Source organism: Salmonella sp. NW38, from assembly GCF_051807745.1.
GTDB lineage: Bacteria > Pseudomonadota > Gammaproteobacteria > Enterobacterales > Enterobacteriaceae > Salmonella > Salmonella enterica.
Genome location: NZ_JAMMTO010000001.1, coordinates 333,847 through 355,281, shown reverse-complemented (window position 1 = coordinate 355,281; position 21,435 = coordinate 333,847). Strand labels below are relative to the sequence as shown.

General features: G+C 44.9%; 29 protein-coding genes and 2 tRNA genes. 2 read left to right on the top strand and 29 right to left on the bottom strand.

Annotated features, from left to right (window positions below; all coding sequences use genetic code 11):
* The first annotated feature begins 14 nt into the window (after positions 1–14).
* A tRNA-Val gene (locus NA624_RS01895) sits at positions 15–91 on the top strand.
* 10 nt (positions 92–101) lie between these two features.
* Positions 102–178 (top strand) — tRNA-Val (locus tag NA624_RS01890).
* Positions 179–346: 168 nt separating this feature from the next.
* Here the strand turns inward: NA624_RS01890 and ssaU are convergent.
* The 29 genes from ssaU to spiA all read right to left on the bottom strand — a co-directional run bounded on the left by ssaU (position 347) and on the right by spiA (position 21,434).
* Positions 347–1,405, bottom strand: coding sequence for an SPI-2 type III secretion system apparatus protein SsaU (gene ssaU / locus NA624_RS01885; RefSeq protein WP_001291707.1), 1,059 nt, complete (start codon positions 1,403–1,405; stop codon positions 347–349).
* On the bottom strand, positions 1,402–2,181 hold the full coding sequence (ssaT, locus tag NA624_RS01880) for an SPI-2 type III secretion system apparatus protein SsaT (protein ID WP_000068770.1): 780 nt from the start codon (positions 2,179–2,181) through the stop codon (positions 1,402–1,404). Before ssaT ends, ssaU begins: the two co-directional genes overlap by 4 nt.
* Positions 2,182–2,448 carry an SPI-2 type III secretion system apparatus protein SsaS gene (ssas, locus tag NA624_RS01875; RefSeq protein ID WP_000999982.1) on the bottom strand — a complete coding sequence of 89 codons (267 nt, stop codon included), beginning with the start codon at positions 2,446–2,448 and terminating at the stop codon, positions 2,182–2,184.
* Positions 2,445–3,092 carry an SPI-2 type III secretion system export apparatus protein SsaR gene (gene ssaR, locus NA624_RS01870; protein ID WP_000056367.1) on the bottom strand — a complete coding sequence of 216 codons (648 nt, stop codon included), beginning with the start codon at positions 3,090–3,092 and terminating at the stop codon, positions 2,445–2,447. The genes ssas and ssaR overlap by 4 nt, the downstream gene beginning before the upstream one ends.
* A 67-nt stretch (positions 3,093–3,159) precedes the next feature.
* Entirely contained in the window at positions 3,160–4,128 is a 969-nt protein-coding gene (gene ssaQ, locus NA624_RS01865; protein WP_000944198.1) for an SPI-2 type III secretion system cytoplasmic ring protein SsaQ, read from the bottom strand.
* Entirely contained in the window at positions 4,109–4,483 is a 375-nt protein-coding gene (gene ssaP / locus NA624_RS01860) for an SPI-2 type III secretion system apparatus protein SsaP (RefSeq protein WP_001223304.1), read from the bottom strand. The genes ssaQ and ssaP overlap by 20 nt, the downstream gene beginning before the upstream one ends.
* Positions 4,464–4,841, bottom strand: coding sequence for an SPI-2 type III secretion system apparatus protein SsaO (gene ssaO / locus NA624_RS01855; RefSeq protein ID WP_000449092.1), 378 nt, complete (start codon positions 4,839–4,841; stop codon positions 4,464–4,466). Before ssaO ends, ssaP begins: the two co-directional genes overlap by 20 nt.
* 2 nt (positions 4,842–4,843) lie before the next feature.
* On the bottom strand, positions 4,844–6,145 hold the full coding sequence (ssaN, locus tag NA624_RS01850) for a SctN family type III secretion system ATPase SsaN (protein WP_000787226.1): 1,302 nt from the start codon (positions 6,143–6,145) through the stop codon (positions 4,844–4,846).
* On the bottom strand, positions 6,135–8,180 hold the full coding sequence (gene ssaV, locus NA624_RS01845) for an SPI-2 type III secretion system apparatus protein SsaV (RefSeq protein ID WP_001258230.1): 2,046 nt from the start codon (positions 8,178–8,180) through the stop codon (positions 6,135–6,137). The genes ssaN and ssaV overlap by 11 nt, the downstream gene beginning before the upstream one ends.
* On the bottom strand, positions 8,165–8,533 hold the full coding sequence (gene ssaM, locus NA624_RS01840; RefSeq protein WP_000383700.1) for an SPI-2 type III secretion system apparatus protein SsaM: 369 nt from the start codon (positions 8,531–8,533) through the stop codon (positions 8,165–8,167). Before ssaM ends, ssaV begins: the two co-directional genes overlap by 16 nt.
* Positions 8,534–8,590: 57 nt before the next feature.
* On the bottom strand, positions 8,591–9,607 hold the full coding sequence (gene ssaL / locus NA624_RS01835; protein WP_000238886.1) for an SPI-2 type III secretion system apparatus protein SsaL: 1,017 nt from the start codon (positions 9,605–9,607) through the stop codon (positions 8,591–8,593).
* Positions 9,573–10,247 carry an SPI-2 type III secretion system apparatus protein SsaK gene (ssaK, locus tag NA624_RS01830; RefSeq protein ID WP_000011206.1) on the bottom strand — a complete coding sequence of 225 codons (675 nt, stop codon included), beginning with the start codon at positions 10,245–10,247 and terminating at the stop codon, positions 9,573–9,575. Before ssaK ends, ssaL begins: the two co-directional genes overlap by 35 nt.
* Complete coding sequence (locus NA624_RS01825; protein ID WP_001531605.1) at positions 10,244–10,792, bottom strand: type III secretion system domain-containing protein; 549 nt, start codon at positions 10,790–10,792, stop codon at positions 10,244–10,246. The genes ssaK and NA624_RS01825 overlap by 4 nt, the downstream gene beginning before the upstream one ends.
* 17 nt (positions 10,793–10,809) lie before the next feature.
* Positions 10,810–11,559 (bottom strand): SPI-2 type III secretion system apparatus lipoprotein SsaJ, encoded by a 750-nt coding sequence (gene ssaJ, locus NA624_RS01820; protein WP_000868146.1) that lies wholly within the window; start codon positions 11,557–11,559, stop codon positions 10,810–10,812.
* On the bottom strand, positions 11,556–11,804 hold the full coding sequence (gene ssaI / locus NA624_RS01815) for a SctI family type III secretion system inner rod subunit SsaI (protein WP_023194623.1): 249 nt from the start codon (positions 11,802–11,804) through the stop codon (positions 11,556–11,558). The genes ssaJ and ssaI overlap by 4 nt, the downstream gene beginning before the upstream one ends.
* Positions 11,805–11,815: 11 nt before the next feature.
* Positions 11,816–12,106 (bottom strand): EscG/YscG/SsaH family type III secretion system needle protein co-chaperone, encoded by a 291-nt coding sequence (locus NA624_RS01810; RefSeq protein ID WP_000444713.1) that lies wholly within the window; start codon positions 12,104–12,106, stop codon positions 11,816–11,818.
* Complete coding sequence (gene ssaG / locus NA624_RS01805; RefSeq protein ID WP_000350226.1) at positions 12,084–12,299, bottom strand: type III secretion system needle filament protein SsaG; 216 nt, start codon at positions 12,297–12,299, stop codon at positions 12,084–12,086. Before ssaG ends, NA624_RS01810 begins: the two co-directional genes overlap by 23 nt.
* A gap of 93 nt (positions 12,300–12,392) precedes the next feature.
* Positions 12,393–13,082, bottom strand: coding sequence for a pathogenicity island 2 effector protein SseG (sseG, locus tag NA624_RS01800; RefSeq protein ID WP_000805853.1), 690 nt, complete (start codon positions 13,080–13,082; stop codon positions 12,393–12,395).
* Positions 13,079–13,861, bottom strand: coding sequence for a type III secretion systems effector SseF (gene sseF, locus NA624_RS01795; RefSeq protein ID WP_000690726.1), 783 nt, complete (start codon positions 13,859–13,861; stop codon positions 13,079–13,081). Before sseF ends, sseG begins: the two co-directional genes overlap by 4 nt.
* A 15-nt stretch (positions 13,862–13,876) precedes the next feature.
* Positions 13,877–14,311 carry a SycD/LcrH family type III secretion system chaperone SscB gene (gene sscB, locus NA624_RS01790; protein WP_000979963.1) on the bottom strand — a complete coding sequence of 145 codons (435 nt, stop codon included), beginning with the start codon at positions 14,309–14,311 and terminating at the stop codon, positions 13,877–13,879.
* Positions 14,312–14,362: 51 nt separating this feature from the next.
* Positions 14,363–14,779 carry an LcrR family type III secretion system chaperone SseE gene (gene sseE, locus NA624_RS01785; protein WP_000249602.1) on the bottom strand — a complete coding sequence of 139 codons (417 nt, stop codon included), beginning with the start codon at positions 14,777–14,779 and terminating at the stop codon, positions 14,363–14,365.
* Positions 14,780–14,781: 2 nt separating this feature from the next.
* Positions 14,782–15,369: an SPI-2 type III secretion system translocon protein SseD gene (gene sseD / locus NA624_RS01780; protein WP_000388320.1), complete on the bottom strand. Its 588-nt coding sequence runs from the start codon at positions 15,367–15,369 to the stop codon at positions 14,782–14,784.
* Positions 15,370–15,384: 15 nt separating this feature from the next.
* On the bottom strand, positions 15,385–16,839 hold the full coding sequence (gene sseC / locus NA624_RS01775; protein ID WP_001079765.1) for an SPI-2 type III secretion system translocon protein SseC: 1,455 nt from the start codon (positions 16,837–16,839) through the stop codon (positions 15,385–15,387).
* A gap of 2 nt (positions 16,840–16,841) precedes the next feature.
* On the bottom strand, positions 16,842–17,315 hold the full coding sequence (gene sscA, locus NA624_RS01770; RefSeq protein ID WP_000711022.1) for a SycD/LcrH family type III secretion system chaperone SscA: 474 nt from the start codon (positions 17,313–17,315) through the stop codon (positions 16,842–16,844).
* Complete coding sequence (sseB, locus tag NA624_RS01765) at positions 17,312–17,902, bottom strand: SPI-2 type III secretion system translocon protein SseB (RefSeq protein ID WP_000094428.1); 591 nt, start codon at positions 17,900–17,902, stop codon at positions 17,312–17,314. The genes sscA and sseB overlap by 4 nt, the downstream gene beginning before the upstream one ends.
* 6 nt (positions 17,903–17,908) lie before the next feature.
* A complete protein-coding gene (sseA, locus tag NA624_RS01760; protein WP_000972856.1) occupies positions 17,909–18,235 on the bottom strand; it encodes an SPI-2 type III secretion system chaperone SseA in 327 nt (108 codons plus the stop codon).
* Between the two features lie 263 nt (positions 18,236–18,498).
* Positions 18,499–18,741 (bottom strand): YscE family type III secretion system co-chaperone SsaE, encoded by a 243-nt coding sequence (gene ssaE, locus NA624_RS01755; RefSeq protein WP_000210202.1) that lies wholly within the window; start codon positions 18,739–18,741, stop codon positions 18,499–18,501.
* A gap of 7 nt (positions 18,742–18,748) precedes the next feature.
* Positions 18,749–19,960 (bottom strand): SctD family type III secretion system inner membrane ring subunit SsaD, encoded by a 1,212-nt coding sequence (gene ssaD / locus NA624_RS01750; protein WP_000323782.1) that lies wholly within the window; start codon positions 19,958–19,960, stop codon positions 18,749–18,751.
* A complete protein-coding gene (gene spiA / locus NA624_RS01745) occupies positions 19,941–21,434 on the bottom strand; it encodes an SPI-2 type III secretion system protein SpiA (RefSeq protein ID WP_000261289.1) in 1,494 nt (497 codons plus the stop codon). The genes ssaD and spiA overlap by 20 nt, the downstream gene beginning before the upstream one ends.
* Position 21,435 lies beyond the last annotated feature (1 nt).

The window sequence follows — 21,435 nt, the reverse complement described above, 5'->3', positions numbered from 1 at the left end:
TCACCTACAACGTTGCGTTCATAGCTCAGTTGGTTAGAGCACCACCTTGACATGGTGGGGGTCGTTGGTTCGAGTCCAATTGAACGCACCATCATTTTAATGCGTCTGTAGCTCAGTTGGTTAGAGCACCACCTTGACATGGTGGGGGTCGATGGTTCGAGTCCATTCAGACGCACCAATCCATTATCTTGTTTAATTTTATAATACGCTATCTGGTGCTTGTGTCAGGCTAAACGCGATTATTTTCAGTCTCTCATCTTTATCGTCAAACAAATCAACGCGCTGCTCTATACGCTATTACCCCTCTTAACCTTCGCAGTGGCCTGAAGAAGCATACCAAAGGCATTTATGGTGTTTCGGTAGAATGCGCATAATCTATCTTCATCACCATACGTAACAAGGCTGCAACGGGTTCAAATAACGTTTCAGGAATTTTATCTCCACGTTCCACTTCAAAAAATAATGAGCGGGCCAGCTCAACATTTTCAACAACGGGGATGCAGTTGCGTTCAGCGATGTTAACAATATAGTTAGCTTGAGCATCACTACCTTTTTCCAGAACGCGTGGTATTGGCATATCGGTGGGATGATAGCCAAGACAAACCGCAATATGCGTTGGATTACGCACTACCGCAACAGATTGTTTAACAGATTGAGCTAAACTCCCACTTTGTATTTCACTCTGCATTTCCCGACGCCGTGTCTTCATTTGAGGGTCTCCCTCCAGATCTTTATGCTCCTGTTTTACGTCATCTTTACTCATTTTTAGATCTTTTCTAATCTTATAATATTGAAAAGAATAGTCCAGTATGCCAACGACGATATAAAAAGCCATCACCCCTACCCATAACCATTTTATTAAAGAAGAAACTACAAGCAGGCCACAGGCTAACCCACAGTACGGTAGTGCCCGAAAAGTACTGGCATAATAATAAAAGAAAAAGGCAAAGATAAGAGATAGCATGATAACTTTTAGGCTGGATTTACATAATTCCACTACGCTATGTAAAGAGAATATCTGCTTAAAATTACTTACCGGATTTATATGCTCGCTTTTAAAACCAATGGCCTTGCTGGCAATAACCACCCCCACCTGAAGAAACACGCTACCCACAGTAGCAACTATTACCCCAGCGCCCAGAAACAGCAGTGCAGAAGTCAATGACTCTATCAAAGCATGAGTCAATTGCGTTAATGCATAAGAAAATGGTTTATTTACTAATTGTAATGTGAAAGTTATTGACGCAATCAGTATCAAAATCATCTTTTCAGTAAAGAAATGAAAATACAAATAAAGCGCAATCAGCTGAAATAATGATGTTATTTCAATACTTTTGACGACCTGCCCTTCCTTACGGCCATCACGTAATTTCTTTTCTGTAGGCTGTTCTGTTTTCTCGCTCATACAGATGGGAACCAGTCTTTCAGATAAATATAAAATTTATCGCTTTCAACCAAATAGTGATGAAGAGCATAAGGGAATGAGATCAGGAGCGTTAGTAAAACTAATATACTTTTGAGCGGCATTGAGAAGAAAAATACATTCAATTGTTGTGCCGACCGATTTAAAAGACCTAAAGCCAGATCGGCTAATACCATACATATTATGGCAGGAACAGAAAAACTGATGCATAATTGATAAAGTGTTCTCCACTCTGCCTGGATATATTTTAAAAATTGCCGATCAAATAATAAAGTACGCCCCGGTGGTAAATATTGGTATGACTCATACAGAATGTTTAATATAAACTCCATGCCGCCGCTTATAAAGAAAATAACACACAAAAACTGGCTGAAAAGCAAGCCAAAAAGTGAGGTTTCAGCTTCCATTGTAGAATTGAATATCGTACCCATTGTCGCGCCACGTAAAGTATCAAGCAGAAACCCCGCCATATCAACGGCCCAAAAGGGAACCGCCGCACAAAACCCAATTAAAAAACCAATAATCACCTCTCCGGTGACTAACCCTAACCAACTGTAATCTTTACCAATATGCATCATAATCTTCTGCTGGTAAATGATTGGTAATATGGGAAAGGTAAGTGACATAAGCACGCCATTACGTAAAAGCGCGGACCCTAAACTGCCACTTTTTAATAGGGGAAGTAATAAAGAGAGGCTCAATGGTCGAATAAAAGCCACAGCCAATGCAATAAGCCACTCATTTACCTGTTGTGCCATTCAACCATGCTCTCCAATTCGTAACATTATCTGCCGGGTATAATTCAACAGGATACCGCTAAGCCATGGGTAGCTGACCATTAAGGTTATTGCAATTGCCAATAATTTAATCATGAACTGTAGCGTTTGGTCCTGTATTTGAGTCAAGGCCTGAACAAGGCTTACGATGACACCAACTACCGATGCCACCAACACCACCGGCATAGACGTAAACAGGACGATCCATAAAAGTTGCGTTACAAATTGCGTCAATTCAGAATCATTCATGAAAAGCTCTGTACCAATTGCGCCAGTGTCAGATCCCAACCGCCTGCCAGTAAAAATATTAGCAGCTTAAACGGCAATGAAATGGTCATCGGCGACACCATCATCATCCCCATAGCCAGCAGTATATTTGAAATAAGCAGGTCAATAGCCAGAAAGGGAAGATAAATAAGTAATCCAATCCGAAACGCCTGCGTTAACTGACTCACCGTAAATGCCGGAATTAATATGAGCAAAGAATCAGGTTTTATCTTTCTTTTTATGTCTTCAGGCCAGGTTCGTTTTATCAAATTCCGAAAATAATTGGCTTCCTTTTCTTCAGAGTTTTTTTGCAAAAACTGTCGATAAGGCGCTAATGCTTTACTGTCCCACTCCGACGTCCAGAAAGGAGCGCCAGCGACCTGAACCGGATGCCAGCGCTCTTTTACAGCTAATAGCGTCGGCCCCATAATGAATAAGGAAAGTACAAGCGCGAGGCCATACAGTGCGATATTTGGGGGAACTTGTTGAATACCCAGAGCATTTCGTAAAATCGAAAATACCACCGCCAGTTTAAGGAAAGAGGTTCCCATGACGATAATGAGAGGCAGTATTGAAAGCAGAAACAATATACCAATCAGTTGCAAAGGCGAATCGGGTAAAGACATACTGTATCTCTCATGACACGACCTGGAACGCTATTATATTGTTCGCATATTATTTTTCTTATCAGGTTTACGCTGTATTTTTGGAAAGATACCAACGTGTAATACGCACCATAAATTCATTGCCACAGGCAATCAACTCACCTTGCCCAATAATACGGTCATTTACTCTTATCGTCACCTCTGGCGCAAAACATCCACCTACAGGCAAAACGTCCCCCGTTTTAAGTTGCCGTAATTGTCCAATTTCCAGACTCGCACGTCCGATCTCAAAGAGCACCTGTTGTGGTATCTGCTCAAGTTCGACTGAAGACGTTCCGTCACTCTTTGACATTGGGCTCCCTGACGCAAGTAGCGTTTCGATATCCTGGACTAATTCGTCAAATTTCATCGTGTTATCCTCTGTCAGCAATACCCTTGCGTAGATTCCCCCTGGTAGTTGAATAGCAAAAAAACCGAGTCTGATGTCGCCAAAGCAATGAATCCGAACGCCCATGCCGATTTCGATAGACTCAAGTTCAATTAATGTAAGCTGGCACCAGCCTAAATATACAGGGACTACAATAGGAGGAGCAGGATAAATCTGTTGACGCTCAGCAGAAAGCTCTCCGACTATATTGCGCAAAAAACCCGTTGGCCATGTAAAAATAATGCTATGGAACTCATGTTCTTCAACTATCCATTTAATATGCAACGCTAGCTGATGTGGTAGATTACTGCAGGATGTTGGCGGTTCGTTCTGACAGAGGGTGGCATCACTGGCTTGCAATAACGGCGCCAGCCCCCATTCAGCTATTCCATATAGCAATTCAGGATCGATAGCCGATCGATTAGCGGTGCCAATTAACCCTTCACACCAGCGCTGCCAGCATTGTTCTGCAATCCACACCCTACCCAGCTCATTATGATAATTTATGGTAAATAATGTCCCTTGCTGTACTGGATATTGTTGCATACTCAATGTCAGCTCACCAATGGTAGCGCCTTGCGTTGGAAGCATCTCCACCCACGGACGCTCTTCATTCGCTATTCTTAACATAGAATATCTCCAGGGAAATTATATACCCCATATGCAGCAACTGAGACTCCAGCCACTGCTTTAGCGCTTTCATCGAACGGTAAATTTCATGATGAGGGACATTGATTCTTAACTGGATTAGCCCCCCTGATTCACATACTTCACACTCTACACCGTCAAGATAACCGCCACTAACACGATAACGTTGCGTGAAAACCACGTTCTTATTCAATGCTGCAGGAGGATTATTCTCACCAATGGGTAATGCCTGGTGCATGAGTTGTTCAAAGTCCATACGTTCCGCCTCCGCCTCGTTATCATCCTGATAAGACTGGCATGGCAACCCTAGACTTCCTTCAACTTTGGTAATACGCATCGCTTAATACCATAGTAATTTTTTCTTTCTTTTTCATAAGCGCATTAAAATTCTTCTGTAATTCGCTTCGCCGGGAGACAAGCTGCTGATACTGATTTTCTAACTGCTGCCGTTGCGTCAAAAAGCTCTGCGCCTGAGTGAATAGCCCGGCCATTTGTTGTTTCTTATCCAACAATAAATGACAAGATAACGTACCTTGCCAGCCCATTAATTCTTTCAGTCTGGTAGTCACTGCTAAAGCGCGCGTCTGGCAAATCTGCTGTTCCGTAATAATCGCCTGTTGCTGCTGATCAAGTACGGTAAGTTTGCCGCGTAATTGCTTTTCACGCCGCGCGATTATCTCCAGCAAAGTTTCCATGATCACTCGGTGAGTATTTGGTGTAATTTTTCTATAAGTAGCTCGGGTCCGCATACTTCATCCTTACTTTGTCGCAAAAATGTGCAAATATCCGGATAGGTATCAATGGCTTTGTCAGTATCAGTATCAACTCCTCGCTGGTATTCCCCAATGCGTATTAACAGCTCAACCTCCTGGTAAAGCGCCAGGCGCCGTCGCAATATCGCCGCCAGTTGACGATGCTCATGGCTGGTAACGACTGGAAAAACGCGGCTGAGCGTTGCCAACACGTCAATGGCAGGATAATGCCCCCTCTCTGCAAGCCGTCGGGATAGCACAATATGTCCATCAAGCAGTGAACGGACTTCATCCGCCAACGGCTCATTCATATCATCGCTTTCCACCAGTACCGTATAAAATGCGGTAATACTGCCTTTTTCTCCCATTCCTGTACGTTCTAAAAGTCGTGGCAATGCACTAAATACGCCTGGCGGATATTCTCCAGAAACTGCGGTCTCTCCGGCGGCCAGTGCGATTTCCCGCGCGGCCCTGGCATAACGCGTCAGTGAGTCGGCAAGCAAGACGACTCGCTTTCCATTATCACGAAAAAATTCTGCTATCGTGGTGGCCACAAACAGCGCCCTCACGCGCTCTAAGGCGGGTCTGTCAGAGGTTGCGACAACAATGACACAACGTTTTCGGGTCTCTTCAGACAGTGTAAAATCGATGAACTCGCGGACTTCTCGTCCACGTTCACCAATTAACACCAGAACATTACTGTCTGCGTCTGGCGCATTACACAGCATCGCCAGAAGCGTGCTTTTCCCCACGCCAGGAGCAGAAAAAATACCCACTCGTTGCCCTTCGCCACAGGTCGCAACGCTATCAATAGCGCGAATCCCCGTCATTAATGGTTGAGTGATAGGCTGTCGAACCATTGCGGGAGGAGGCATTGCATCATAGTCTTTCCAGCAGACGTCGGGCAGTTCGCGGCCATCAAGGGGACGACCAAAGCCATCAATGACTCGCCCTAATAACGCTTCGCCCACGGGAACCTGATGGCGTCGCCTTAAGGCCGTCACTTGCTGCCCGCAGTGAAGTCCGATAGTACTCGTAAAAGGAGATAGCAAAGCTTTGCTGCCATTAATCCCCACGACTTCAGCAAGTTCTTCTCCAGGCTTTATACAGCACAACTCGCCCATAAATACCCCAGGCAACCACGCATTTAACAACGTTGCGCTGACATCCTGAATTCGGCCCCATCGACAATAACCATCAGGGGGCGGATATTTCAGCCTCAGACGTTGCATCAATTCATTCTTCATTGTCCGCCAACTCCTCTTCGCTAAGGTCAATACTTTCTACCACTTGTATAAGGCTCTCCTCTCCTAATTCCTGCCATGACAAAATCGGTACGTCGAACAAGGTGGCTTCTGTAATTTTTCGCAAGAAACGTCGGGTGTCGACAGAAGTGACAATGAATAATTTGGCTGACTGCTTCAGCGCCTGCTCGATAAGTTGCAGGATCTGCGTCTTATGACGAGACGACAGCGCAGTATAGGTCCCCATTGCCGTCTGGCGAATGGATTCACGCACGAGGTTCTCAATACCTTCGCCGATCCGCAAAATCGGCAGCGGTTTTCCTTCCGGATTAAGACGACGCAGAATATGACGGCGAAGCGCGATACGGACATATTCTGTCAACATCAGGACATCTTTTTCACGTGGTGCCCAGTCAATTAAGGTGCCGAAAATAAGACGTAAATCTCTAATAGAAACCCGCTCTGATACAAGCCGCTGCAAAGTTTCAGCGATTTTATTAATGGGTAACTGGCGCTGAAGTTCTTTCACCAGCTCAGAGTAGTTTTTTTCCATCGCATTCATTAGATAACGCGTTTCCTGAACACCAATAAACTCTCCCATATGCCGAAGCAGGACACATTTTAATAAGGCAGAGATACGTTGGCTGCCCGCGAAAACGTCCAGTCCAAAACCTTGCGCCTTATGGGCCATGTCTTTTGTAAGCCAACATATCTGCCCCATCCCGTTCGGTAACGTCTGGCTATCACCCACCACACTGGCGTCCGCGCCTATCAATAAATAATCCGCCTGGGCGGGAATAGATAAACTAAATACGGGTTCCTGATATAGCAGTACCGTCAATTTTTCGGTGGGTTCAGGCAAAACCTCAATATTCACCTCAGGGAGAGGGACGCCGGTATCCTCAAATAAAAACCATCTCATGGCGTCAATATCACGAATCAGGTCGGCAGAATGTAACGTCGGGGTAAGACGTAAGATTAGAGGACATGCGCCGGGAACCATACTATCTTTTTCCGGCGCTTCGACGCCATTTGCGGAAACCACAGTCTTTTTGCGGCGAATGAGGATAATTGGCAATGCTAACAACGCTGAAAAGAAAGCGAGAGTAATAAAAGGAAAGCCAGGAATTAAAGCGAGGAGCATTAAAACCACAGCGGTTAATATGAGCGACTGAGGTTGTCTGGCAATTTGAGAACTCAACTCTGTCGCCAGGTTCTGGCGTTTCTCACCCGGAACACGGGTGACAATAATTCCCGCGCTAAGGGAAATCAGCAGCGATGGAATTTGTCCACATAAACCATCTCCGATTGACAGTACGCTATAAGTGTGAACAGCCTCACTCATCGACATATCATATTGTACGATAGCGATAATAATACCGCCGATAATGTTCACCAGAACAACAATAATACCGGCAATCGTATCGCCTTTAACAAATTTCATCGCACCGTCCATCGCACCGAGAAAGCGGCTTTCCTGCTGGACGTGCTGTCTTAATGTACGGGCATGGTCTGCATCGATAACTCCGGCACGCAAATCGCCATCGATACTCATTTGTTTGCCTGGCATCCCATCAAGCGAGAAACGTGCGCTAACTTCCGCCACCCTCTCGATACCTTTTGTAATGACAATAAACTGCACGATAGTAATGATGGTAAATACGACCAACCCAACGGTGAGATTTCCTCCTACGACAAACTTACCGAAAGCATCCACAATATTACCGGCATTATGTTGTAACAGTACCAGCCGTGATGTGCTGATTGTGAGTGACAAACGATATAATGTAGTAATAAGTAATAAAGACGGAAATACCGATAAATCGAGAGGGTCACTAAGATAAATAGCAATTAAGAGCAGGATCACTGAAAACATAAGGTTGATAGTAATCAGGATATCAACCATCCAGGTCGGCAAAGGTAACAGCATCATCACAATAGCGATTAATAACACCGTCGCCAGAACCATATCCTGCCGACCCGCGCATACACTGAGCCACTGTTGCGCCCTGGTTCCCTCACCTAACCATGAACGCATTGCGACTCCAGAAATTTTATTTGTCGATGATGTAATCGTAACCAGAGCTCGGCGGAGCTGGAAAGAGGAGGAGAACAGCTCATTGCAAGCCCGTCGCGCAACAAAAATAATCGCTGAGGAATACCCTGGAACGCTGCAGGTTTCCAGTGAGTTAAGGCTTTAAAAAGCAGATCTTCGTCTAAGAAGGTTTGCTTGAGTATCTGACATAAGTGAATACGACCGTTATGATAGTTTAGATAGGTTTCATATTGTCCTTGCCGCCAGAACATATTGGTTGCTAAAGGCCGTTCAGCCAATCCTGCTAATTGAATAAAAAGCTGAATATTACGTTCAGTAATGAGATCCCAATCCATCCTGCCGCCTCATGATGAGCCAGAACGCCAATTTACCTAAATATTGAAAGCCAGGTATCAGAATAAAACCTGATTTACCTTTACTTCACGAAGCGTTTCGAGAATTTGTTCACGTTGATCTTCGTCGTTAAAACAGTTATCAGGTATCAGCATAAACTGCGCATCAAGTTGTTGGAGTAACCGATTGAACATCTTCGATGAAGAAACTATAGCGGTAAGTCTATCAAGCAACCAATCACTGAAAAGCCAGCGCTCACAAATGATATCGAGTAGTAGCGGCAGTAATGTATTAGGCGGCAACTGGCAAATCCACTCCTCACGCTGGCACTCTTTTTCAAGGCCAAGGAATAACAACAAACGACGCAAGCGTACTAATGCTGCGGCCAAACGACTTTGCTCCGAGGGTTCGATGCATATGCTAAGTTCAAAGGCTATTGCTCTTAGCAAAATACGAACCCGTTCACAGCGATCCGGCCAGTCTGCCACGCGTCTGAACCACTGCGATAAGGGCATTTCATCGTTGTCTATCGCCTGTTGCATAAAACGCTTCAGCGAGGACAGCGTAGCGGTATCCACTTCGCCAAGTTCCAGTAAACTAAAAACGGCAAGTTCCCATCCCTCCTCCGCTGTAAGCGTATCCAGTTGCGATTGCAAATCGCGTTTTTTCTTTTTTGACAACCCGCCGGCAGTAAGCGCCATTGCAAGAGCGATAATTTGATACGCATTCTGTAAATCAGGATCACTATTCTCTTCGGTAAGCGGACGCAACGTTGCCCCATTATCCTCCTGTATTTGTTTTATCAAACGCAGCAAAGCCTGCTGTCTGCGCTCCAGTTTCTCAGCATCAGTGAATTTATAACTTTCGCGCAGTTTACCACTCAGCGCCATTCCTATTTCTTCCATCGTCTCATAGAGCGCTGCCCCCGTCGTTTCCTGTAACTCTTGGAGAGCTAACATTGAAGGCGAAATAACCTCTTGTTCCTCTATAACCTGGCCAGGGGTAAATGCTGTAGGGGGCGTCATTTTTATCTCATTAATTTTAATATTCATCGCTACCTCCTTTATCTTCACCATTACGTAACCATTTCAGTAACGCGTTGAAATGACGAGAAAGTGAAAATTCAACGGCATATCGTGTTGAGGAGAGTTCAGCCTGATCGGGAGAGAAACCAGACTCGATAATCAACGTAAACCGCTTGCCAAAAGTTTCACGCATCAATGCCTCTTTTTCAGGATGAATACGCAAATAAAGCGCTCCCTCTTCCGCCATAGCCGTAGCCTGGCGTGCCAGACGATGGCACATAACACTGTCTACCGACTGTTGGTCGAACCAGGCCAACAGAACCTGTTCTATACTATTTTTAATATGATGCTCTGCTTGATCGACCAATGAACGAAATTGATTTTCATCGTCTTGTAAATGTTTTACATGCTGTTCCAGCCATTCCACTTCCATTTTTTCCAGCGTATTTTTACGCAACCACGCTAGTTCTTGTTGCTGCTCAACTTTCTGTTCACGCTGATAACGATAGGCGTCTCGGATGATTTTTTCAGCCTTACGGTAAGCGGAGCTCACAATAGCATGTGAAACTCTCTTAGCTTGTTGCTCTTGTGCAAATAAAGTTAATTGTAATGTTATCCACTGTGACTCAATAATATTTCGAGCGGGTAGCTTATGGTTAATTTCCGTCAGTGGAAGTGAAGTGAAACTCATAGCAAATGCTCCATGAAGATAATCTCGGTAAGAGAAGTCTTCGGCCAAAGTATACGCTGCGGAGGGGGTAATAATACTAATAGCGCATGTAAAACCGCATCGTCATGCGCTTCCCGATTAAGAATGGCGGTACCGATCTGCAATGCAGTTTGTTGCATCACTTGCGGAGGAAGTAATTTGCCATCTCTTTGCCCCAACCAACCATATAGCTGCCAGATCTCATCCTCGCTAAACCACTGTAGAAGCAATTGCCGATACTCTGGTAGCATAAAATAGTCACTGCACCTGAGTTTGAATAATCCCAGCCCAAAGGCAAATGCCGATATACGCGGCGCAAGACGAACCTGCCGTTTTTGCCTGTCATTTAAACAGGCTGGAATAACAGAGCTTCCCCTTAGTCTATTTAACGCTCTGTCAAGAAGACGATCCAACTCGGGCCGATCGCCATAACGCCAGCAGTTTGAAGGATGAAAACCCAGCTTATCAAGCCATTCCGGTACAGCGTAACGAGCAGGTTGCCAGAAATAACGATAAAGTTGCAACACCTCGGGATCAGGTCGGCTCAAAAACGGCGTCTCAGGCAAAAATAGCCGATCAGGATGCCCACTCCTATTAACAGTCCTGTCAACGATAACATCAACTGATAAGGGTATTTCATCAACCACTTCTCCACCTTCCCTTTATTGGCGTTGATCACGTCCATAATCCAGAATGTTTGTTTCACGGGTACATCAGGTACCATTCTGAATTCAGCAGGCTGCATCAAGATACTAATCTTACTGTATTGCAACCCAGGAATTGACATTTCTATTAAATCTTTAATTTTTACCCGAAAGGCCTCCATATTGACCTGAGGTGAATATTTTATAAATACGGCAACTGAGCTCGGAGAAGCGTTACTTCCCTCATCATAAGTCGGTAGCGCAATGGTCACTTTTGCATTAATTACGCCCTCCATCTGACTCAGCATTCCTTCAATTCTTTGTTCTTTTAAAAAATTAATCTTCTGCTGTTCTTCCTGGGGTGATACCACTAACTGATTAGCCGGAAACATCTTATCCGCCGTTGTAAACTGCCGATGCGGATAACCGTTAAGTCTAAGTAGCTCAACCGCATTAATAAACTGCGACTGCTCGACACGTAAGGTTACACCATCCTCTTCCTGTTTTTTTTCCGCATCAATATGATGCTGCATAAGTAATGCCAGCATTTGATTCGCCTCATCTTCTGGCAATGAGCGATAAAGATCCACATCACATGCCGTAAGAAAGAACGTAAGGACAGTAAGAAATACTATACGCTGAACCTTCATGTCATGCTATCCAGCTTATTAAGCGCTTGCGATGCTGCGCCTGATATTCTGGCAAGATAATCGACGCCTACCGTTAACTGCATATAATCCATTTGACTGGTCAACATAACCTGCGGTAATAAAGCACTGGCGTTACTGGTGGATGCATCATCTTTCAGCAATTGTTCAAAAAAATTAATTTGCTCCTGACTCGGTTCTGCAGAGGACTTTACATAAGATTGAGTGCTTACAGGCACTACGCTCATATCAGAAATATTCAATTTTCAAACCCCTCATTTGGTGCAGGAAATAACAGACGCAGCGCCATAGCCTCTGGCAAATCAATATCCGATAAAATTTTCGCGGCTTTTAGCGGCTCATTTAAACCCGCCAACAATAATGCCAGACATACCAACTGTAATTTTTTATCCGGAACAATAACCGTTAGCGCTGGTAACATCGCATGTACCTGGGAAATCAGGCTATGGTTAACGCCCGCAAACATGATTTCCAGCAGCAACCGTCGAACATCGTCGCTAATAACTTCAGATTTTAGCAATGATTCCACTAAGCATATCCTTGATCATTTTGATCAGTGAACTTTCGTAATTAATAAATGTAGAATACTGCTGTAAGGCAAATTGCGCTTTAATCATCGATTCTGGGTTGAGCAAATCATTACCATTCATTTTGTCATTAATGGCCTGGCCTGCCTGGTGCGCCATGTGGGAGAGCATATCCACTAATTGTGCAATATCCATAATGCTTTTCCTTAAAATAAATACATCGTAAGGATACTGGCAACATAGCAAAATTTAGAAATCAATGAACATCCGGTATATACCTGAAAACGATTACTCCGGCGCACGTTGTTCTGGCGTCACCTGAGCCAGCAAACGATATAATGGGCTGCTGACCTGCATACCGGTCATTGCCATCCCATCCATACCGAAGCGAGTAAAACCCATTAGTCCGTAGGTAATCTCATTAAGACGCTCTAATAAATGAGGCTGTAGTCCCAAACTACCACTCCAGTATGAATGCGTCATTACCGTCGCGGTTAAGACTAATCTACCGCCCAGGGAGACGGCTTTAGCAATCGCCATACTTTTGCGTTGATTGACGAAACAATTAGCAATATAAAAAACGGCATTGCCTATACTGTCGTGAGCCATAGGTAAATGATGTTTATGATGGTAGATAAGACAGGCGACATCCGCGATGGCAATAGCAAGGCCAATTCCCGCCAGGGCTAAGAGCGGTGCGCCTCCACCACTTAGCACTGTTAATGCTATTCCAGCGGAACAGCATAAAATCTGTCCGCCCAAAATGACCGTTTGCCAACTAAAAATTTCTTTTGGAAAACACTCTATCACTCGTTTCGCAAGTCCGGCCAATACCCGCTCTTTTCCTTGTTGAGGTCCTATTCTACCACTCTCTATATTGGTTTCCGGATGTGGCAATGAGGGACATGGAGGTGATTCCTCAGGCGCGTAAACAGGACGTTGCCCTCCTACCTGAGCATTTGGGCTAACAGGTTTCATGGTTCTCCCCGAGATGTATGACCAGAACTGTCCATTAATGCAGGTGTAGTAGCAGATTGACAGAGCGATGCCATTTGTTCCGCCAATAACACACTGGGATCGGCATGAAGTTCATCAACAGAATTTTCCCGATCGTCGCCAGAGCGGCGGGCAAGGCAATAATCCAGTACCGCACCTATCGCCGTCAGGCTAACGGAGGTAATTACACTCCCCATGTCCAAAGAGGCCGCAATATTTTCAGCGGCGGGCAGTGGAAACTGTAGAGGTAAAACCAACATAGAAATAGCGATTCCTGAACGTATTAATAAAGAAAGACAATTAGCAAGGGTGTTAGCGCAGTTAAGACTTGCCCCACATTTTAAGGCCAGCGCACTGACCACAAGAGCAACGCTATCACTGGCGGTTTGTAACGGCTCCTTTTGCTGACATATCAATTGATAATTATGATACGCACAGCAAGCATCCCCAATAGCAATCACGAGCGCCGCCCCCGCAAGAATAGCAATGGGTAATCCTGCCCCGCCAGAAATTACCGCTGCAGCAACCGATAACCCAAACACGACTGTCGCACCCAGCGCACGAATAGTGTATTGCATAAAATGTATCGCATAATCCCTCTGCTGCCTTATTAGTTCAGGCGTAAGCAGCACCGGGGCTGCGGGGGTACCTGGGGCTGGAATTTCAGGGGGAGGAAACGATACCTCCTTCGCTTGTATATCGGAAGGAGAGCTATTACCATCGACTATATTACTTGCCGCTGACGGAATATGAATTTTCATATTTCGTTCTGTTATTTAAGCAATAAGAGTATCAACCATTATTTGCGCATTCTGGCGAATCTCACTCCATGAGGCATCCGCATAACTCATCTTGATTGCGGTTTGAAAAGCCTCTCTCGCCAACCCGGGTTCCCCCATCATTTTGAGACAGACGCCCGTTTGGTAAACCGGTTCTGGATGGCTGGCATCCAGCATTAAAGCATGTCCATAGAAATTAATGGCCGTCGTGTATTCTTTAAGCATCATCCAGGTGCCAGCCAATGCAATATGGGCACGCCAACTCCATGGCTGGGCCATCACCAGCCAGCTAAAATCGATTACGGCGCGCGAATAATCCCCCTCCTGCCATGAGGCGTAACCACTGGCATAAACGGTTTCCGGATCAACGGATAATAGCTGTTTCAGAATGTCTTCGGGTATTTTATTTTTCTGATCTTCTTTCATCATCATACCTATTGATTGTTATTTTCACGTGATAATGATTTACGTCAGGAAGGTCATTTAAAAACGTCGCTGGATAAGATGCTCGGCGGATAAAACTGTCCAGTTATCGCCATCAAGCTGTGTAAAGGTCGCTCCCATTACTGTCAGGATGCGCAATAATTTCCTGCGTAGCAGGGCTTTTTTTTCATCCAGAACGTCGGTGATTATCAACATCTTTAAACATGTTAACTGCGGGTGATGCACAAATATCCCGCGTAAAAGTCCCAGTAAGTGAAACAATTGCTGTGGTCGAGGTTGCCCGGGCGTCAGGCGCCTGAACTCACAAATAATCATTTCTTTTGCCTCAATACGATAGATCACCAGGTAAGGCGATAATATAAACTGTTGCCCAAGTAATATGGCGGTCTCCCCTAAATATGCAGGCTCAGTAAACACCTGATGCCGACGCAACCATTGCTCTATTTCTTGCACCATATTTACCTCGTTAATGCCCGGAGTATTTCAGCAAGAACCGTGACCAGTGACGACCCCACACCGATGATTTGCTGCATAATTTCAGCCGCTTTCTCCATAATATCCATCAGGGATTTATTATAAGATTGGGCCCCATTTTGTTGCAGGTCGGCAATCGCTTTATCTTGATCACTTTGACGTTGCGCTACACCAGCCCCCAGGCCCATGACGCCCCCAGCTGTGTGGCCTACGGCTTGACCCGCTATAAGACCGGTTTCCCCGCCTACAGCCCCTAATCCTATCGTCAGCACTCCCGACAATATTGCGCCACCCGCAGTAATCATTGATGCTTTAAACGCTTGATCAATTGTTTTCATTTGCGTCTGTAAAACATTGACTTGCAGTTCCCAGCCCAGCCGTTGTTTTACTACGTTATAGCTGCGCATGATATCGCGCAACTTTTTGGCAAGCTCCATTAGCTTCGTCCAGATATCATCAAATAACAGAAGCATTGATTCAGTACCCATTCCCTCCCCGGAGGGAGCTTGACTGGAAGAAGGCGTTAACAAGGAAGGCGCTGGTAATACCAGTGCTACGTTACTCGCTTCCATATTTTTATCCTCAGATTAAGCGCGACAGCCAGCTATTCTCGCCTGAACGCTACTATAGTGATCAATGGTATCTAATACATCTCTAAGCGCGGCACCGCTACTCTTATAAAGCTCCTCTAAGCGTTTTTGTTCTATCTTTTTTTGGTCTTCCGTTTGTTGCATTATGAAATCCAGAAATCGTTGCTGAGTTATTAATTGCTCTATTTTCTTTTCGAGCTTCGCTTTTTCTGTGTTAACCATGCCAGTATTCATCTGACTGGCACCCTCGGTTGCACATCTGATAGCCTGTAAGCCTTTAAATGAACAATCCCTCAGTAAGGCATACAGGATTTTTTGGAACATATTCCAGAGAACTTTCTTACGAAAATTTTTTAACAGAAATTTTCCCCCTTCTTGCGCATATTTTTCCAGGGCTTCTTTTGCCGCTGCTTTTGCCATGGCTTTCACCCCCTCTTTCGTAAAGCTTTTTCCCGCGCTTCGCGTCATATTATTTTCTACCTCACGAGAAAACTCGGCAGACTTCTCTGCCATCTCATTCGCCATAACCATTTCACGTTCAAGCGGCTCAAATTGTTTGAGAAAATTTTCGCTCACTTCTTCGCCAAACTTTTCAGCCAACTCCTCTATTTCTGCTTCCCCTGCACCAACCATACGCTCAACCACTTCCTCGCCAAAACCGGAGTCAAGCACTTTTGCAGCTGCGCCAGATAAACCTCTCGTCGCCATAAAAGCACGGCCAATCTGGAAAACATCCAGTGCCAGCGCGACGGCTTCACAACCAAATTGAATCTTACTTGTCACGTCAATAATTGCCTGACAGGTATCGTGGTCAGCACCGCACATCATTGCCGTTTCGGCTCCGGCTTTAACCATTCCTGCACAACCTGCGGCTATATAAGCTACCCCGCTAGCCATTTCTGCGGGATTACCGGACAGAAAACCTTCCACAACCTTTAAGGCGCCAATCACGGTTTCAAATATGCCGGTGATCCAGTCAAAAATAGCGCCAAAAATGCCCGCTTTACGCGCTTTATCCTCCTGCTCTATCGCTTTCTGGATCTGCTCCTGATACTCCTTTACCTGCTTATCACGTAATGCATTTTGCACCTCAGTTGCCCGCTCAAGCTGTTGGCATAACGATTGAGCGTTATTACCAAAGACGCTGAGTATTAATGTCGTCATCATCATTGATAAAACCGCGGGATTGGTCTGCAAAAAGTCAGGCAATGATGGACGCTTATGATTTCCGGGTACGGCATCAAGCAGTTGCTTCAACGCATTGCTTGCCTCCTGAAGACTAATTTTCCCTGACAGCAGACACGCGGCGTTGCCATCGCCAAAAGTAGAATTCACACGATGCTGGCGCTTTCCCAGCGAACCCGAGGAAACGCAACTGACATTGCTTAAGTGATGATGTGTTAAGGCGGTTACTCCTGCGGCGCTATCGCTATTACTGTGAATTCGATTCATTTTTAGCTCCTGTCAGAAAGTTGCTGTAACATCTTTTCTGCACGTAGTCGGAGGATTTGATGTTCACTGACCTCGCCGCAAATACGCACCACGGCCTTTAGCGCTTTTATTGCATAGCAGACGTTATCACACGCGAGATAGCATTCCGCTGCGGCCCATGGCGCCTGCGGCGCATCAATCTTAATTTGTGCCGCGCGTCCATAGGCGTATATCGCTTCCCCCCAATGTTTTTGAGCCTGGCAGCATTCCCCTAACCTAAACCAGTAGTCAAATGACCAGGCATCATATATCGTCAACAATTGAAAAATTCGCGCTGCGCCGGCGAACTCTTTTACCTCCATAAGCTGCATGGCATAGCGATACAGAGTATTAAGCGGCTGTGTAACATCGTCATCCAACAACATACGCAGCGAGCCGCCACGCCGGAAAAATCGCATCGTGTCATGTGCCTGTTGTAGGGTCGGGTCTTTTTTCATGAGTACGTTTTCTGCGCTATCATACTGGAAATTTCCCCCCACTTACTGATAAGCCCTGTCAGTTGGGTAAGGACAGCGTTAAGCTCCTGAGACATTTTTTGAATTGTTATCTGCCCCTGACTCATAAGATCGGTATTCCGGTTGGCGTCATTATCCAAAGCCGCTTTGATCGCCTGTAGACCACCTTTATCCAGCTTCCCATGATCGCCATATTTAGCCATATAATCATCAATGGTCATACCATCGATGAGAATACCGTGATCGCGCATGTATTTAATTACGTCATCAGGCACCTCCTCTTTGGTTTTAGCATCCCCTTTTGCTGCTTTAGCAATCACCTCATCCATCTCATTTGACTTTTCCTGGGTATTTCTGGCACGTTCAGCGTTCTTCTGGACTTCAATAAATTTATCGTTTGCAATAGCCTGAATAACCATAAGGAGAATAAGCAAAACACCATACCCTTCGGCAAACGGATTTTGCTGGGATAAGTCATCCTGCCCCCCGGTATCAGTGTTGCTAACGCCGAAACTATTTTTAAACACAATAGGGTTTTGACTTCCCCATAAGATGTTTCCTGAAGACATTATGCTTTACCTTTTTGTTTTTCCTGACGGTATCTCCACCGGGGCTTGAGCATTAAGTTGTTTCAGTCGTACTTCAAGTTGTTTAAACAAACTTACTATTTTCTTTAAATCCTTCTCGGCCTCCTGGTTAACCCCGGCAACGCCTTGTGGAAATAGGTTATGAAGAATACTCTCTGTCTCTCTGCTCTTTTTGGGGCTCTCTGCACTTTCAGCAAGCTGTTGACTCACCTTAGCCCGGATTTGGTGAAATTTTTTAAGACAGTGATTTAGCTGCATGTAACTTTGCTCTAAATCACGATATTCACTAAACGCAGCCTTTTTCTTTATCATCATTCCCCTCCATATACACGATAGATAATTAACGTGCTAACTAAGAGCCTATCCCATTAGAGCTATTTTACTTGCCATTTTGGACCTGGGCAGTGCTCGCCAAAACGCGTTAGCGTTTTGAACGCCGCTAGCGGCGGCCCGAAGGGCGAGCGTAGCGAGTCAAACCTCACGTACTACGTGTACGCTCCGGTTTTTGCGCGCTATCCGTGTCCAGGCTGGCTGCGCCAATTAACGCCTGGTGGGATAGGCTCTAAGATATTTTTACTTTACTCTTGCTCACTCACTACAAGTGCGCTGTTATGGTAACGATAATAAATAATGTTGATGATATTTTCGGCCTGCTCGATCGCTTCAAGCAATAAGGTGTTTTGCTGATATTGCTGCGGATCCTGCAACTTACCGTTGTTCTCTTCTAACTGTTTCCGGGCAGCCCTTAATTGTAAAATTATGCCTTTGGCCTCTTCACGCGAATGAAGCAGCAAATCTTCTAACCGGGTCAGAGTTGTCATTTTCCACTCACTTAAAATCTAATGGATAGTTAATCAAAGTATCATTATGTTTAATCGTTACCACATCGGCGCTCAGATGGACAATTTCTCCCCCATTGGGTAACAATGCCCCTACACGTAAACGCTCTTTATTCGTCAGTAATAAGTAATTACCATGGCGACTCTGTACAAAGCCAGCCACTGGCGCAGGCAGATACTTGCTTTCATCATGAGAAGGCGCAATATCCTGATAAATTAAAGAAAGAGCGGGGTCCTTTTTCTTTAATGCTGCTAACGTTTCTTGCAAAATGCGTTGATGAGATTCATCCAGTACACCACTGATAACAAAAGAGCGCCGCATTGGCGTAACATTGACAAGCCCCACTAAACCGTTCTCTATTATCGCAGAAATAATATCATCCCCCTGAGACTGATGAGAATGACTAATCTGCCAGTGCAATAACCCGGGAATATCTGCAAGTAATGGTTGAACCTTACGCCATTGCTGATCCATTTGTATATCATCATGAATTAACACGCTTCCCGGCCCTTCGCTGGATACTTCAGCATGCGGGTAACCCATTTTTATCAAAACATCCTGCACTTCTCGTACCAATAAGTCATCACAGATTACACCATCCCGATACATGACCCCCCATGATTCGAGAGTCGCTCTCACCTTTTGCATCTGTTCGCTTGACGAGCAATAACCGGACAACTGCAGGCTGCCATCTTCTTTCCATTGCGCCCGCACATAATGAATATTGCTTTTGTCTAATAAAAACTTAACCCGCAAAGGTAAGTCATTTACCGTTTCAGGCTGACCGCCAATACTTAACAGGACACCCATTCCACCGATGAAAATCAAGAATACGCCAGCCAACCACCAGTACCCTGATCTGGAAACGGGTATTTGATAATCAGCAAGTTCACAATCCTGTTTACCAAACGCGATAGCCACTCCCGCAACCTGCAAAACCCCACTGGATGGTAGCGGCTTATTTGGATTAAATCTGCGGCCGTTAACTTTAACTCTGGCTTTCCCGGCATCAACAAATAAACTATCTGCCTGTTCTCTCAGAATAATTTTTTCATTTATAGTAAGCGGAATACAAATATCGCATCCTTTCTCCCCCAGTGACAGGTTACCTTCATTCAGCCATACTTCCCGGCCTTGTAAGGCGTGACCTAAAAAACGTATTTTCCATGAACTCTTTGGATTAACCATGAGATATGCCATTATTTACTACTGAGGCTTTAATCAAAAAAAGCCTGATTACACTATGTACTTGAGTCGTATCATTGCGAAACAAATGACCTACGACAGGAATATCGCCCAATAAAGGAATTTTGTTTTGCGAGTGGATTTGTTTACCTTGTTTAAATCCTCCCAGCAATAGACTTTGTCCGGCCAATAATGTGGCCTGCGAAGCAATTTCAGAATTTTGCACTTCGGGCAGCGGGTCTGTTTCGCTTTGCGTATCACTTTGTTGTCCATCCTGAATATTAAGATTAAGCATTATTTTTTGCGTGCCATTGTCATTTAACAAGCGAGGTGTAACGCGCAACAAAGAACCCGTAGTGATGGATTCAAGTTTAGCCACTTTTTCTCCCTGCAGTTTGGTATAGAAAGTAATATTCTTATCCAGCACAGCCTGGATATTATTTAAAGTCACCACAGATGGCTGGGAAAGTACATAAGCCTGAGAGCTTTTTTCCAGGGCATTCAAACGCACCATAAAGTTTGAGGTATCGCTGATTACCGTTGAAAAACCGCTAGCTCCACCGTCATTCAAACCTGTATTGAACGCAATTTTCTTGCCACCCAGCGACACTGCCGTTCCCCAGTCGATGCCTAACTGGTTAATATCTCCAGCATTAACATCGATAATTTTCACCGAAATCTCTATCATCTGCTGGCGTTGATCTAATTCTGTGATGAGTTTCCGATACCCGGCCATATTGGCCGCATAATCACGAACGATCACTGCATTCTGGCGTGGGTCGGCAGCAAACATGGGCAATGCCTGTGTAGCGGGTGAACCATTGTTCGTCGATGACGCCGGGACGCTGGTTTTACTCATCTCACGCAATACACTCACGACCCCAGGAACCACGACGGACTGATCGCGATATTGGTATTGGGTATCCATCGCAGTGGCATACTTAAGCGTATATATACTTACACTCACCGCACTGTCTTTTCGTTTGATTAACGCATTATCCAGCACTGAAGCTAATTGACTAATACGGGTCAGGCAACTGGGAACACCGCTCACCTCCACAGCGCTGGTACCGGTAATTTCTTTAACCTCGCATCCCGGTGATGAAAGGATATTCTGGCTGCGTAAGTAATGAATGAACCGCCCAGTAGATAAGATATTGAAAGTGATAACCTGATGTTTTAATAACGATGCAGGATATACATATAACATGCTGCCATCAAACCAGGTAAGCAAATCATATTGTGCTGCCAGGTTATTCAAAATATCGACCGGTGGTCCAGGCGGAATTTTTCCACTAAATGTAGCTGTTATCAATGGGCTAATAGTAATAGCCGTATCATAGTTCTCTGAGAGCAGATGTAAAACCTCTGCTAATGGCATTTGTCTGGCATAAAGGGTGAAGTCATTACCTTTCCATGATAACTCATCACTCTTTGCCGTATTGAGTATAAATAGTAAAATTAAAATTAAACGTTTATTTACTACCATT

Bases quoted from the DNA above. Each gene is read 5' to 3' on its own strand.
- ssaU (WP_001291707.1), bottom strand. From the start codon at position 1,405: ATGAGCGAGAAAACAGAACAGCCTACAGAAAAGAAATTACGTGATGGC.
- ssaT (WP_000068770.1), bottom strand. From the start codon at position 2,181: ATGGCACAACAGGTAAATGAGTGGCTTATTGCATTGGCTGTGGCTTTT.
- ssas (WP_000999982.1), bottom strand. From the start codon at position 2,448: ATGAATGATTCTGAATTGACGCAATTTGTAACGCAACTTTTATGGATC.
- ssaR (WP_000056367.1), bottom strand. From the start codon at position 3,092: ATGTCTTTACCCGATTCGCCTTTGCAACTGATTGGTATATTGTTTCTG.
- ssaQ (WP_000944198.1), bottom strand. From the start codon at position 4,128: ATGTTAAGAATAGCGAATGAAGAGCGTCCGTGGGTGGAGATGCTTCCA.
- ssaP (WP_001223304.1), bottom strand. From the start codon at position 4,483: ATGCGTATTACCAAAGTTGAAGGAAGTCTAGGGTTGCCATGCCAGTCT.
- ssaO (WP_000449092.1), bottom strand. From the start codon at position 4,841: ATGGAAACTTTGCTGGAGATAATCGCGCGGCGTGAAAAGCAATTACGC.
- ssaN (WP_000787226.1), bottom strand. From the start codon at position 6,145: ATGAAGAATGAATTGATGCAACGTCTGAGGCTGAAATATCCGCCCCCT.
- ssaV (WP_001258230.1), bottom strand. From the start codon at position 8,180: ATGCGTTCATGGTTAGGTGAGGGAACCAGGGCGCAACAGTGGCTCAGT.
- ssaM (WP_000383700.1), bottom strand. From the start codon at position 8,533: ATGGATTGGGATCTCATTACTGAACGTAATATTCAGCTTTTTATTCAA.
- ssaL (WP_000238886.1), bottom strand. From the start codon at position 9,607: ATGGTGAAGATAAAGGAGGTAGCGATGAATATTAAAATTAATGAGATA.
- ssaK (WP_000011206.1), bottom strand. From the start codon at position 10,247: ATGAGTTTCACTTCACTTCCACTGACGGAAATTAACCATAAGCTACCC.
- ssaJ (WP_000868146.1), bottom strand. From the start codon at position 11,559: ATGAAGGTTCAGCGTATAGTATTTCTTACTGTCCTTACGTTCTTTCTT.
- ssaI (WP_023194623.1), bottom strand. From the start codon at position 11,804: ATGAGCGTAGTGCCTGTAAGCACTCAATCTTATGTAAAGTCCTCTGCA.
- ssaG (WP_000350226.1), bottom strand. From the start codon at position 12,299: ATGGATATTGCACAATTAGTGGATATGCTCTCCCACATGGCGCACCAG.
- sseG (WP_000805853.1), bottom strand. From the start codon at position 13,082: ATGAAACCTGTTAGCCCAAATGCTCAGGTAGGAGGGCAACGTCCTGTT.
- sseF (WP_000690726.1), bottom strand. From the start codon at position 13,861: ATGAAAATTCATATTCCGTCAGCGGCAAGTAATATAGTCGATGGTAAT.
- sscB (WP_000979963.1), bottom strand. From the start codon at position 14,311: ATGATGATGAAAGAAGATCAGAAAAATAAAATACCCGAAGACATTCTG.
- sseE (WP_000249602.1), bottom strand. From the start codon at position 14,779: ATGGTGCAAGAAATAGAGCAATGGTTGCGTCGGCATCAGGTGTTTACT.
- sseD (WP_000388320.1), bottom strand. From the start codon at position 15,369: ATGGAAGCGAGTAACGTAGCACTGGTATTACCAGCGCCTTCCTTGTTA.
- sseC (WP_001079765.1), bottom strand. From the start codon at position 16,839: ATGAATCGAATTCACAGTAATAGCGATAGCGCCGCAGGAGTAACCGCC.
- sscA (WP_000711022.1), bottom strand. From the start codon at position 17,315: ATGAAAAAAGACCCGACCCTACAACAGGCACATGACACGATGCGATTT.
- sseB (WP_000094428.1), bottom strand. From the start codon at position 17,902: ATGTCTTCAGGAAACATCTTATGGGGAAGTCAAAACCCTATTGTGTTT.
- sseA (WP_000972856.1), bottom strand. From the start codon at position 18,235: ATGATGATAAAGAAAAAGGCTGCGTTTAGTGAATATCGTGATTTAGAG.
- ssaE (WP_000210202.1), bottom strand. From the start codon at position 18,741: ATGACAACTCTGACCCGGTTAGAAGATTTGCTGCTTCATTCGCGTGAA.
- ssaD (WP_000323782.1), bottom strand. From the start codon at position 19,960: ATGGCATATCTCATGGTTAATCCAAAGAGTTCATGGAAAATACGTTTT.
- spiA (WP_000261289.1), bottom strand. From the start codon at position 21,434: ATGGTAGTAAATAAACGTTTAATTTTAATTTTACTATTTATACTCAAT.